The following is an 11,597-nucleotide window of genomic DNA, read 5'->3' as shown; positions in this document are numbered from 1 at the left end:
GGATGGAAGAGGCGTGCCGGGAGGCCTGGCCGGCGGCGACCGAGACGGTCGTCGATGGCTGGGTCCTGAGGCGCTCGGGTGGCAGGACCCGGCGCGCGAACTCAGCCAATCCTTTGCGAGGCAGGCGGGGAGCGCCTGAAGCAGTGCTCGACGCTGCCGAGGCGTTTTATGTCGGCCATGGCCAGACGCCTCTCTTCCGCGTGCCTGATATCGCCAACGAACTGGTAGCGGCGCTCAACGGTCGCGGCTACGAGTTGGAAGGCGGAACCATCCATCTCCATGCGGGGATCGACGATTTGGCGGAGGTTCGCGACGAACACGTCACGGTTTCGCCAATGCCATGTGAGGACTGGTTTGCCGCGCGGTTCCGCATGGGCGCCTATGACGACACCGACAGCCGCGTCTTTCGCGAGATGACTGGGCTGATCGTTGGTGACCGGGCGTTCGTATCCTGCGAACACGACAGCGAAATTGCCGCCTTGGCCTATGGCGTCATTCGCAATGGGCTGCTTGTGGTGGAATCGGTTGAAACGGATGGCCGCTTCAGGCAGCAAGGCCTGGGGCGCAAGACCGTTGGCGGCCTGATCGACTGGGCGCGACAGGCGGGTGCCTCGGCGGCATGCCTCCAGGTTGTGGCCGACAATGTGCCGGGCCGCGCGCTCTATGCCTCGCTGGGGTTCAATCGCGAACTCTATCGATATCACTACCGCAGGAAGCCGTATGAACCACGATAGCTACGACAACACCTACATTGCCGGCATCCTCAATTCGGTGAAGACCATCGCCATGGTCGGCGCGTCCGCCAACGACGTGAGGCCAAGCTATTTCGTCCTCAAGTACTTGCTGGCCAAGGGCTTTTCGGTGTTCCCGATCAATCCTGGCCAGGCCGGCAAGGAAATCCTCGGCCGCATGACCTATGCCAGCCTCGCCGATGTTCCCGGGCCAATCGATATGGTCGATATCTTTCGCGCCCCGGCGGCTGTGCCCGGCATCGTCGACGAGGCCTTGCGCCTCGACCCCTTGCCGAAGGTCGTCTGGATGCAGCTTGGCGTGCGCCATGACGAGGCGGCCGCCCGCGCCGAAGCCGCCGGCATCAAGGTTGTGATGAACCGTTGCCCCAAGATCGAGTACGGCAAGCTGTCCGGCGAGATCGGCTGGACCGGTGTCAATTCCGGGGTGTTGTCATCAAAGAAGCCGCTGATGCGCCAGGGCTTCCAGAGCTTTGGCGTGCGCCAGAAATGATGCATGTCGCCCAAAAGTGCGCAGCGGTTTTGGGATAACGACATGCACAAAAAGGATGCCTAAGGCGCGTCGCATGGATTCCTTCAAACGCGACGTGCCTTAGGCGCAAAATTATTCCGGGAAGAAAGGTATTTTCTGGCGCGTTCATCGCAGATCGTTTGCCAAAAGGTATTTTCTTCTTTGCATTCATGCGCGGCCTTCGCCAAGAATGCGCGGCCAATTCGAGAAGTTCAAAGGGAGGTTTAAGTGACCCGTACGCCCGGTTTCAACACGCTCGCCGTCCATGCCGGCGCCAAGCCCGATCCGGCCACCGGCGCGCGCGCCACGCCGATATACCAGACGACCTCCTTCGTCTTCGATGACGCCGACCACGCCGCCTCGCTGTTCGGCCTGAAGGCGTTCGGCAACATCTACACCCGCATCATGAACCCGACGCAGGCGGTGCTGGAAGAGCGCGTCGCGGCACTCGAAGGCGGCACAGCTGCCCTTGCGGTCGCGTCCGGTCACGCCGCGCAGGTCATCGTGTTCCACAATCTGATGCAGCCGGGCGACAATTTCGTCGCCGCCAACAAACTCTATGGCGGCTCGATCAACCAGTTTGGCCACGCCTTCAAGAATTACGGCTGGGAAGTGCGCTGGGCCGACACCAACGACATCTCGACCTTCGAAAGCCAGATCGACGGCAGGACCAAGGCGATCTTCATCGAGAGCCTTGCCAATCCGGGCGGCACTTTCGTCGATATCGAAAAGATCGGCGACATCGCGCGCAAGCACGGCCTGCCGCTGATCGTCGACAACACGCTGGCCTCGCCCTATTTGATCCGGCCGATCGAGCACGGCGCCGACATCGTCGTCCACTCGCTGACCAAGTTCATCGGCGGCCATGGCAATTCGATCGGCGGCGTCATTGTCGACGGCGGCACCTTCGACTGGTCGAAGTCGGGCAAGTACCCGATGCTTTCGGAACCGCGCCCCGAATATGGCGGCCTCGTCCTGCATGAGACCTTCGGCAATTTCGCTTTCGCCATAGCCGCGCGCGTGCTCGGCCTGCGCGACCTCGGCCCGGCGATCTCGCCTTTCAACGCCTTCCTCATCCTGACCGGCCTCGAAACCTTGCCGCTGCGCATGCAGCGCCACTGCGACAATGCCGTCACGGTCGCGGGCTGGCTGTCCAACCACCCCAAGGTCGCCTGGGTGAATTACCCCGGCTTGCCCAGCGACAAGAACAATGCGCTGCAGAAGAAATACTCGCCCCTTGGCGCCGGCGCCGTGTTCACCTTCGGCCTCAAGGGCGGTTATGAGGCCGGCGTCAAATTCGTCGAGGCGCTCGAACTGTTCTCGCATCTGGCCAACGTCGGCGACACCAAGTCGCTGGTCATCCATCCGGCGTCGACCACGCACCGCCAGCTTTCCGACGAGCAGAAGGTCAAGGCCGGCGCCGGCCCGGACACGGTGCGGCTTTCCATCGGCATCGAGGACGTCACCGACATCGTCGCCGACCTCGAACAGGCGCTCGCAAAGGTCTGATTCTTTTACCTCCCCCTTGCGGGGAGGGTCGGCGCATAGCGCCGGGGTGGGGGTGAGCCGGCGTGACGCCGGCTCTTTCATGGAGGCAAATTCTGTCCGCGCATTACCTGACAATATCAATCGACGGCGTCGAACCCGAATCTGGCGCGCCGGCGCCGGATCGTCTGATCTCGGGCGACCCGAAATTCCGCACCTGGAATGCCGAGGAGCGTGACGACGGCCTCTATGCCGGCATATGGGAGTCGACTCCAGGCAAATGGCGCATCGCCTATGACGAATGGGAGTTCTGCCACATCCTGTCCGGCGTTTCGGTGATCGCGGAAGACGGTGGCGAAGCGCGCACCGTCAAGTCCGGCGACAGTTTCGTGCTGAGGCCGGGCTTCAAGGGCAGCTGGGAAGTGCTTGAAACGACCCGCAAGGAGTATGTGATCAAGCTGTGATCACTTCGCCGGAAACTGGCTGAGGCAGGCTTCCGACGCCTTGTCGTGCGCCGTCAGCAGATCGGCGTCCTGCGCTTCGAGATCGGAATCCGATATCTCATCGCGATAATATTGCGCCAGGAGGTCGAGCCCTTCCTGGCTGACGCCATAGGTCGGGATCTCACGGGCAAGGCAGCCGCAGAGGCCGAGCGCACGATCGGGCGAGCCGGTCTTGTGGTTGGTGAGGATGAAATCCTGCGCCGGGCAGGCGTCGAGAAAGCCGTTGAAGTCCAGCTTTTGCTGCGGCTGGTCACCATGGTTGAAATAGGCCGGCGGCCATTGGCGCTTGCCGCTCGCGACATCGCAGCCCGTGGCGATGTCCTGGGCATTTCTCGTGAGGGTGAGCCAGGCATTCTCCTTGTCGCCTGTGGGGTACTTGAAATCCTGGCCAACCATCGAGGCCGTATAGGCATCAAGGTCGGCCTGTGTGAAACCGAGCGTCTGAAATCGGTTGATTTGGCACTGGCAAGCGGCACTCACTTGCTCTGTTTCACCCTTTAACGACTGTTGGCTCAGCTTGTTTTCTTGGCAAGCCGAGACAAAGGCGGCGCCATTCAACGATGAAGTAGGAAAGGTGGCTGCATCGACATAGTGCGTTCCATCCCAGCCGATCGTCATCTTGTCGGACTGGATGTCGAAAAACCCGCTTCGTTTGAAGGGGCTGAGCGCGATCTTGTCTTGCGGCACCAGCCGCGCGCCGGGAATGCCGCCGAGAACTTCCTGATAGCTGTCGCCTTCCAGGACGAACAGGAAGTTGCCGCAATTGACGCCGTCGCAGTTCGGTGCGTAGCGGTAGGCGAAGATTTCGGGCAAGCCGTCGAGGTTGAGATCGACCTCGATGGCGAAGGACGCCAGCGGCAGGCCCTTCGACCCGGTCTGCCGCTCCAGCAGGCTCATCGCCATCTTCTGGGCGATGGCCATGCTGTTCTCCCAGGGGATGTTTTCCGGCTGTTGCTGGGCGCGTGCCGCTCCCATGCAGGCGCATAGAAACGCCAATGCGAACGCCGTCGCTGGTCTCCAAAACAGTCTCATCGCGCAGCCCCAGGCCCGCGATCGTCAGAAGCCGACGGCGAGCGTTTCCAGCCCATGGAAGTGGTAAGTGTCGCGGAAGCGGGGCTGTTCGGCAAGATGCAGTCGAGGGTGCCGTTCGAACAAAGTCTTCAGCGACACCTGCAGTTCAAGCCGGGCCAGCGGCGCACCGATGCAGAAATGAATGCCGGCGCCGAAGGACACGTTCTTCTGGTCCGCACGAGCCGGCCGGAAGGCCTGCGGTTCGGCAAAGGCGCGCGGATCATGATTGGCCATACCCAGCAAGAGCCCGATAGTCTGGCCCGGCTGTACGACGATGCCGGGCGCCACTTCGATCTCCTGATAGGCATAGCGCGTGAACATGTGCAGCGGCGCATCGAAGCGGAGGCATTCCTCGACAGTGGCGGCGGTCGCTTCGGGCGAGGTGAAGAAGCGGCCGGGGTCACCGCCTTGCGCCAGGATCGAGCGCACCGCATTGCCGGTCTGGTGCACGGTCGCCTCATGGCCGGCATTGAGCAGCAGGATCGCCGAGGACACCATCTCGTCTTCTGACAGCCTCTGGCCGTCTTCCTGCGCCGAAATCAGCAGCGAAAGCAGGTCGTCGCCAGGATTCTTGCGTCGTTCAGTGACGTAGCCGCGCAGGAAATCGGCGAATTCGCCCGCCGCGCGGTTGGCCGTCTCCTCGGTTTCGCGAGTGCGGCCATGGATGTACATGGCGACCATTTGATGGGACCAGTCGAGCAGTTGCGGTCCCATCTCGACCGGCACGCCGAGCATTTCGGCGATGATGGTGATCGGAAGGGGCGAAGCGAAGGCGGGCAAAAGGTCGACTGGACCAGCCGGATCAAAACGGTCGATCAGCTCATTGGCGAGTGCCTCGACCCGCGGTCGCAGCCGTTCGACCTGGCGCGAGACAAAGGCCCGGTTGACCAGCGTCCTCAGCCGCGTGTGCACCGGCGGCTCCAGCTCCAGCATCGAATTGGCTTCGATGCCGTCGAATGCCGTGAGATGGCTTCGGTCCCGGCCGACGCCGCGGCTGTCGGGAATGCCGGCCGGGTTCTGGCGGCCGAAACGGCGATCGCGCAGCAGCCGGTTGACATCGTCGAAGCCGCCGAAGCACCAGAAGCCGAACTCTTCCCAGTAGAACGCATTCGATGCGCCGTGCAGGAAGGCATACGCTTCATACGGATTCAGGAAGAAAGCCGGCTCGTGCGGGTCGAGCCTCAGCTGTCGTGTGGCTGGATCAAAGGCGATGTAGGGGAGCGTCAATTTGGTCATGCCAGACCCATAGCGCGGCTTGCCAGCCTCATTCCAGACCGTATGTTGGCGCGCGACAACCCATGAATTGAGCCAGCCGAAGCGGCTGCGGAAGGTCTGAGCGGATGAATGTGATTGTCGTCGGTGCGGGTATTGCCGGTCTCTCCACTGCGTGGTCGTTGGTCAAGGCCGGCCACAGCGTGTCGATCGTCGAGCAGGGACCGATCCCCAATCCGCTGGCCGCGTCGGGCGACCATCACCGCATCATCCGTCGCGCCTATCGGGCCGGAACCGGTTACGGCCGGCTGATCACCGAAGCCTATGAAGCCTGGGACGAGATGTGGGCCGATCTCGGCGAAAACCATCTCGATGCGCGCGGTTTCGTCTGCATTTCACGCGAACCGGGCGACGAGGCCGAGGAATACCGCGAGGGCCTGGAAGAAGGGAATTTTCCCTTCGATCTGTTCGAGCCCGACGCCGCGGTCAAGCGTTGGCCTTTCCTTGAGCCAGGCTCGTTCCGCTATGCCTATTATTCGCCGGAAGGCGGCGCGCTCCACTGCCGCAAGATCGCGGCGGGATTGGCAAGCTGGTTGCGTGCCAACGGCGCCAATGTCTACGAGCACAGCAAGGTCACCGCGATCGACTCCGAGGCTGGTCATGTCGTGCTCGAAAGCGGCGAAACCATGCGGGCCGACCGCATCGTCGTCGCCGCCGGCGCCTGGGTGCTGAAGCTGTTTCCGGAACTGGACGGTGAGTTGAAGACCTATCGAACAGCCCTTGCCTATGTCGAACCGCCGGCCGATTTGAAGGCGGCCTGGCAGGCCGCTCCCGTCATTCTCGATGTCGGTGGTAAGACCGACGGCTACATTGTCCCGCTTTCGCGCGGCACTGGCATGAAGTTCGGCTCGGGCCTGCACAAGGTGCCGACCAGCGATGCCGACTGGAACCGTGAGCCGGTGCCGGGCGAGGGCGAGGCGATCCGCAACCTGTTTTCACCGCCGATCGCCCGCATCGAGGAGTATGAGGTGACCGAGGTCGTCACCTGCGCCTACACTTTCACCGAGGACGAGAAATTTCTGGCCCATGAGAAGGGCAGGTGCCTTGTCGTCTCGGCCTGCTCTGGTCATGGCTACAAGTTCGGGGCGGCGGTCGGTCGGCGCGTTGCGGCTGCGGTCGGCAATGGCGACATCGCGGGGCTGAAGCAATGGTTGCGGGCGGAGGTGGCTTGAGTGCAAGCCAGGCCGAGGACGTGCGACGGCTCAGTGATTGAGCTCGTCAGCGGCGGCAATGACTTCGGAAACAATCGCCCGTACGTCATCTGGCGTCGTTCGGTGATTGACGAAACACGCCCGCAGCACGAACTGGCCGTTGATCGAGGCATTTGACAGATATACCCGGCCGCGCGCAATCACGCGGCGCAGGATCGCTTCATTGTCCTTCGAGCGGTGGCGAAAGCAGACCGCGCTCAGCGATACCGGCGCAAGCTGTTCCAGTTCAGGCCTCGTTGCGATTGCCTGAGCCAGCATTTGCGCATGGTGGAGATCGCGCGCAATGGCTTCGCGATAGGCACTGCGTCCGTGATATTGCAGCGACATCCAGAGCTTCAGCGCGCGGAAGCGTCGCGAGAGCTCGATCGATTCCTCAAAGAAGGCAAATGCTTCCGTGGGGTCTTCGCTCAGTATCCTGACGTAATCGTCGCTATGCGAGAACGTCGTGCGCGCAATGTCTGGATGGCGATTGAGCAGGCAGCCGCAATCGAGTGGTTGATAGAGCCATTTGTGTGCGTCGAGCGACAGCGAATCTGCCAAAGACAATCCCTGGAATTTCTCCGGAACCGCCAGGGCCGCCAGTCCCCCATAGGCACCATCGACGTGCATCCACAGGGCCTCTCTTCGGGCGATGTCGGCAATTTCGGGGAGGGGATCGATCGCGCCGGAGACGATGGTGCCGACCGTGGCCACGATGGCGATTGGCGTGTTGCCGGCCTCGCGGTCGGCAGCTATTGCCGCCCGGAGGGCATCCGGGCGCATCCTGAATTTATCGTCGACAGGGATCAGTCGAAGATTTCTTCTGCCTATGCCCAACAGCGCGACGGCCTTTGGAATCGACATGTGCACTTGTTCGGAAGCATAGACTACGCAGGGTCGCGCGCCTGTTTCGTTGGCGGGCAGCTTCGCTTCCCGCGCCATCGCCAACGCCATGAGGTTGGCCATCGAGCCGCCACCGCACAGGCTGCCGGTAAATCCCGCGCAGCCGACGGCTTCCGCCAGCCATTCAACAACGGTGCGTTCGATCGACGTCGCCGCCGGCGCCGACCGCCACGACGTCACATTCTGATTGAGCACCGCGGCCAGCAATTCGCCGAGGGCGCCGATTGGTTCGCCTGAGCCGAGGACGTAACCAAAGAATCTGCCGGTTGCAGGCCGCGCATGCTCAGTAATCGACTTGAAGTCCTGGAGGACGTCCCGGCCACGCGCATTCTCCGCCCAAGGCCGCGAGAAGAGTTCAGTCGTATTCTTGCCGCTGGTCGAGGGATACGCCCGACGTTCCTCGACGGACGCCCAATAGCTTTTGGCCAGATCCAGGGCTTCTTCCGCAAGATCAGATAGTTCTTGATTGGAAATTTCCAGGTCGCGCATGTCCTCGGCCCAACGGAGATCCGCTGTGGCGCAGGCTATGCTATCCCCGCTAATCCTGGCAATGCCTGGGAATATGCACGCGCCGCCAGCCTGACGATCCTTCGCGGACCAGCACGCGCCGCGCCACGGTCTGGTAGGAAGCGGGGACGTCGATGATGCGCCTTTGCTCCGGCCGCACCAGCACTTCCTCGGCGATCTGGTCGTATTGCGCCGGAATGACGACCCGCCGCGTGCGTTCAGGCTGGATCACCACCGTCTCGGCGACGCGTTCGTAGCGTGCCTTGTGCCAGATCTTGCACAGCACCTTGCGGCCGTGGATAACGCGCCATTCCCAGGAATAGCCGCCGCCATCGACCCTCACCGTGTGATAGACGGTGCGGGTGACTGCGGGCACGACCTCGTAGGTCACCTGTGCCGGAGCGGTCATCACCACGCGTTCGCGCGTGCCGTAGATGGGTGGGGTGTAGTCGACCTGCTGGCCGGGTGGGCTGACCATGACGTCTTCATAGACAGTGTCATAGAGATCAGGCGTGCGGACCGGTTCGTAGCATTCCACGGCGCGGCCGCCGGCCGCCGTCTGCGAAGTCGTGCCGAGCATGGCCAGCCCGGCAATGGCGAAGGATGCGCTTCTCCTGAACATGACACTCCCCCTGTTTGAACCGCAGCCACAAGTTCAACGTTGAATTGTAGGGTAAGCGGTCCAGGAGAAAAGCGGTTTCGCCGCATTTCGTTAAGTGACGCGGTTAAGAAATTGCTACGCGCCGGCGGCTTGGTTGTGCGGCTCGGCGCGTTGGAAGCCGTCACTGTGACGAATCCTTGGCCGTAAAGCTTGATTCGACTTACCCAGATGGCTAGGACGGGTCGGCCTTGCACAAGGATGAGCCGGCATCCTATCTACGGAACAACGATCCAGAACCGATTCTGCCCGATCTGCCGGCATTCCCGGCGCCGGAATCCCACCGCGAGATAAGAGATATCAGATGAAGAACCCCGTCGAAACCTACATGAACCTCGTTCCGATGGTGGTCGAACAGACCAATCGCGGCGAGCGGGCCTACGACATCTTCTCGCGCCTCCTCAAGGAGCGCATTATTTTCATCACCGGTCCGGTCGAGGACGGCATGGCGACGCTGGTTTGCGCGCAGCTCCTGTTCCTCGAAGCCGAGAATCCGAAGAAGGAAATCAACCTTTACATCAATTCGCCAGGCGGCGTCGTCACCTCTGGCATGGCGATCTACGACACCATGCAGTTCATCAAGCCGGCCGTGTCGACGCTCTGCATCGGCCAGGCGGCCTCGATGGGCTCGCTGCTTTTGACCGCCGGCCACAAGGACATGCGCTTCGCCACGCCGAATGCCCGCATCATGGTTCACCAGCCGTCCGGCGGCTTCCAGGGTCAGGCCTCCGACATCGAGCGCCATGCCATGGATATCGTCAAGCTGAAGCGCCGTCTCAACGAGGTCTACGTCAAGCACACCGGCAAGAGCTACGAAGAGATTGAACGCACGCTAGACCGCGATCATTTCATGACCGCCGACGAAGCCAAGGATTTCGGCCTCATCGACAAGGTCATTTCGTCGCGCGAACCGGCCGAAGGCGCCGTGGCATAAGGGCTTGGTGGCAGTTGGATGGCACCATCACGCGCTTTTGGTGCCTCTTGCGGCATTTCGGCCACAATTGGCTGTTCCCTCGACGGTCGGGATTGCCTACGTTAAGGCTATGTTGATTTTCGACGGCTTAGCTTTGTGTGGGGTTGCTGCGAATCATTGCCACGTTTTCTGATTTGTGTTTCGTACGGAATACGTTGCGGGAGCCGGGATACTGGCGGCGGCGGATTCCCGCGATAAATAGAGTATGCGCCCTTTCAGCCAGACCATCGGCGGGCGGCCATGAAAGGACAGGAAAATGAGCAAGGTCGGCAACAACAGCGGTGACTCGAAGAACACGCTTTATTGCTCGTTTTGCGGCAAAAGCCAGCATGAGGTGCGCAAGCTGATCGCCGGTCCGACGGTCTTCATCTGCGACGAATGCGTCGAGCTCTGCATGGACATCATCCGTGAGGAGAACAAGACCTCGATGGTGAAGTCGCGCGAGGGCGTGCCGACACCGCAGGAGATCCTCAAGGTTCTCGACGACTATGTCATCGGCCAGCCCTACGCCAAGCGCGTGCTGTCGGTGGCGGTCCACAACCACTACAAGCGCCTCGCCCATGCCGGCAAGAACAACGATGTCGAGCTGGCCAAGTCCAACATCCTGCTGATCGGTCCGACCGGTTGCGGCAAGACGCTGCTTGCGCAGACGCTGGCCCGCATCATCGACGTGCCCTTCACCATGGCGGATGCCACGACGCTGACCGAAGCCGGTTATGTCGGCGAGGACGTCGAGAACATCATCCTGAAGCTGTTGCAGTCGGCCGACTACAATGTCGAGCGCGCCCAGCGCGGTATCGTCTACATCGACGAGATCGACAAGATTTCGCGCAAGTCCGATAATCCCTCGATCACCCGCGACGTGTCGGGCGAGGGCGTGCAGCAGGCACTGTTGAAGATCATGGAAGGCACGGTCGCCTCCGTGCCGCCGCAGGGCGGCAGGAAGCATCCGCAGCAGGAATTCCTGCAGGTCGACACCGCCAACATCCTGTTCATCTGCGGCGGCGCCTTCGCTGGGCTGGACAAGATCATCTCGGATCGCGGCCGCAAGACCTCGATCGGCTTCGGCGCCATCGTCGCCTCGCCCGAGGATCGCCGTACCGGTGATGTCTTCCGCCTGGTCGAGCCCGAGGATCTGCTGAAGTTCGGCCTCATTCCGGAGTTCGTCGGCCGTCTGCCGGTTCTGGCGACGCTGGAGGACCTCGACGAGCCGGCGCTGATCCAGATCCTGACCGAGCCGAAGAACGCGCTGGTCAAGCAGTATCAGCGGCTATTCGAGATGGAAAATGTCGACCTGACCTTCCACGAGAACGCCCTGTCGGCGATCGCCAAGCGCGCCATCGAGCGCAAGACCGGCGCGCGCGGCCTGCGTTCGATCATGGAAGCGATCCTGCTCGACACCATGTTCGAACTGCCCGCCCTTGAGGGCGTGCGCGAAGTGGTGATTTCGGAGGAAGTGGTGACCGGCAGCGCCCGGCCGCTCTATATCTATTCCGAACAGAAGGAAAAGAAGGGCAACGTCAGTGCCTGACGTGGCACTTCACCCTATATTTTTATGGAACGGCGCCGTTGCGGCGCCGTTTTGCTGTGAAGGGCACGCGACTTCGGCGATGTAGTGGATTGCGGACGATGTTAACTCTTGATCTTTGCCCCGCCTGCATCCACCTAACACCAGAAGGCCGAGGTGCCCGATTTCCGTGCTGTAAAACTCCCGTCACAAACGGTGGTAGGCGGAACGATCCCCGGTCGTTAATATAAGATTCGCGGTTGGCCTG

At 61.8% G+C, this 11,597-nt stretch carries 11 protein-coding genes; 7 read left to right on the top strand and 4 right to left on the bottom strand.

The genetic code is table 11. The features are described from left to right. Window positions 1-2: 2 nt before the first annotated feature. The 4 genes from AC07UC_RS24065 to AC07UC_RS24050 all read left to right on the top strand — a co-directional run bounded on the left by AC07UC_RS24065 (window position 3) and on the right by AC07UC_RS24050 (window position 3,209). Window positions 3-734: a GNAT family N-acetyltransferase gene (locus tag AC07UC_RS24065; protein WP_494907626.1), complete on the top strand. Its 732-nt coding sequence runs from the start codon at window positions 3-5 to the stop codon at window positions 732-734. Next, the gene (locus AC07UC_RS24060; protein WP_140767880.1) at window positions 721-1,242 is read left to right on the top strand and encodes a CoA-binding protein; all 522 of its coding nucleotides are present in this window, start codon (window positions 721-723) and stop codon (window positions 1,240-1,242) included. Before AC07UC_RS24065 ends, AC07UC_RS24060 begins: the two co-directional genes overlap by 14 nt. Before the next feature lie 246 nt (window positions 1,243-1,488). Continuing rightward, window positions 1,489-2,769: an O-acetylhomoserine aminocarboxypropyltransferase gene (locus AC07UC_RS24055; RefSeq protein WP_140767879.1), complete on the top strand. Its 1,281-nt coding sequence runs from the start codon at window positions 1,489-1,491 to the stop codon at window positions 2,767-2,769. A 92-nt stretch (window positions 2,770-2,861) separates the two neighbouring features. Next, complete coding sequence (locus AC07UC_RS24050; RefSeq protein ID WP_446720339.1) at window positions 2,862-3,209, top strand: cupin domain-containing protein; 348 nt, start codon at window positions 2,862-2,864, stop codon at window positions 3,207-3,209. Here AC07UC_RS24050 and AC07UC_RS24045 read toward each other — a convergent pair whose 3' ends face one another. Further along, window positions 3,210-4,169, bottom strand: a complete 960-nt coding sequence (locus AC07UC_RS24045) for a hypothetical protein (protein ID WP_494907625.1) — start codon at window positions 4,167-4,169, stop codon at window positions 3,210-3,212. 135 nt (window positions 4,170-4,304) lie between these two features. After that, complete coding sequence (locus AC07UC_RS24040; RefSeq protein ID WP_494907624.1) at window positions 4,305-5,555, bottom strand: cytochrome P450; 1,251 nt, start codon at window positions 5,553-5,555, stop codon at window positions 4,305-4,307. 104 nt (window positions 5,556-5,659) lie between these two features. On the opposite strand from AC07UC_RS24040, the gene AC07UC_RS24035 reads away from it, so the two are divergent. Beyond that, complete coding sequence (locus AC07UC_RS24035; RefSeq protein ID WP_494907623.1) at window positions 5,660-6,763, top strand: NAD(P)/FAD-dependent oxidoreductase; 1,104 nt, start codon at window positions 5,660-5,662, stop codon at window positions 6,761-6,763. A 30-nt stretch (window positions 6,764-6,793) separates the two neighbouring features. Here AC07UC_RS24035 and AC07UC_RS24030 read toward each other — a convergent pair whose 3' ends face one another. After that, window positions 6,794-8,173, bottom strand: coding sequence for a pyridoxal phosphate-dependent decarboxylase family protein (locus tag AC07UC_RS24030; RefSeq protein ID WP_494907622.1), 1,380 nt, complete (start codon window positions 8,171-8,173; stop codon window positions 6,794-6,796). A gap of 49 nt (window positions 8,174-8,222) precedes the next feature. Continuing rightward, on the bottom strand, window positions 8,223-8,813 hold the full coding sequence (locus AC07UC_RS24025; protein ID WP_140767874.1) for a hypothetical protein: 591 nt from the start codon (window positions 8,811-8,813) through the stop codon (window positions 8,223-8,225). A gap of 340 nt (window positions 8,814-9,153) precedes the next feature. Here AC07UC_RS24025 and clpP point away from each other — a divergent pair, with 340 nt between their 5' ends. Together clpP and clpX are read left to right on the top strand one after the other, a co-directional pair. Next, on the top strand, window positions 9,154-9,783 hold the full coding sequence (clpP, locus tag AC07UC_RS24020) for an ATP-dependent Clp endopeptidase proteolytic subunit ClpP (RefSeq protein WP_056562366.1): 630 nt from the start codon (window positions 9,154-9,156) through the stop codon (window positions 9,781-9,783). A gap of 295 nt (window positions 9,784-10,078) precedes the next feature. Further along, complete coding sequence (gene clpX, locus AC07UC_RS24015) at window positions 10,079-11,353, top strand: ATP-dependent Clp protease ATP-binding subunit ClpX (protein ID WP_023759839.1); 1,275 nt, start codon at window positions 10,079-10,081, stop codon at window positions 11,351-11,353. Window positions 11,354-11,597 lie beyond the last annotated feature (244 nt).

The sequence above is a fragment of the Mesorhizobium sp. GW821-FHT04C10 genome, assembly GCF_059420305.1.
The sequence above is the reverse complement of the archived record's forward strand: the minus strand, read 5'-3'. Positions and strand labels throughout refer to the sequence as shown.

Bases quoted from the DNA above. Each gene is read 5' to 3' on its own strand.
- AC07UC_RS24065 (WP_494907626.1), top strand. From the start codon at position 3: ATGGAAGAGGCGTGCCGGGAGGCCTGGCCGGCGGCGACCGAGACGGTC.
- AC07UC_RS24060 (WP_140767880.1), top strand. From the start codon at position 721: ATGAACCACGATAGCTACGACAACACCTACATTGCCGGCATCCTCAAT.
- AC07UC_RS24045 (WP_494907625.1), bottom strand. From the start codon at position 4,169: ATGGCCATCGCCCAGAAGATGGCGATGAGCCTGCTGGAGCGGCAGACC.
- AC07UC_RS24040 (WP_494907624.1), bottom strand. From the start codon at position 5,555: ATGACCAAATTGACGCTCCCCTACATCGCCTTTGATCCAGCCACACGA.
- AC07UC_RS24035 (WP_494907623.1), top strand. From the start codon at position 5,660: ATGAATGTGATTGTCGTCGGTGCGGGTATTGCCGGTCTCTCCACTGCG.
- AC07UC_RS24030 (WP_494907622.1), bottom strand. From the start codon at position 8,173: ATGCGCGACCTGGAAATTTCCAATCAAGAACTATCTGATCTTGCGGAA.
- AC07UC_RS24025 (WP_140767874.1), bottom strand. From the start codon at position 8,813: ATGTTCAGGAGAAGCGCATCCTTCGCCATTGCCGGGCTGGCCATGCTC.
- clpP (WP_056562366.1), top strand. From the start codon at position 9,154: ATGAAGAACCCCGTCGAAACCTACATGAACCTCGTTCCGATGGTGGTC.
- clpX (WP_023759839.1), top strand. From the start codon at position 10,079: ATGAGCAAGGTCGGCAACAACAGCGGTGACTCGAAGAACACGCTTTAT.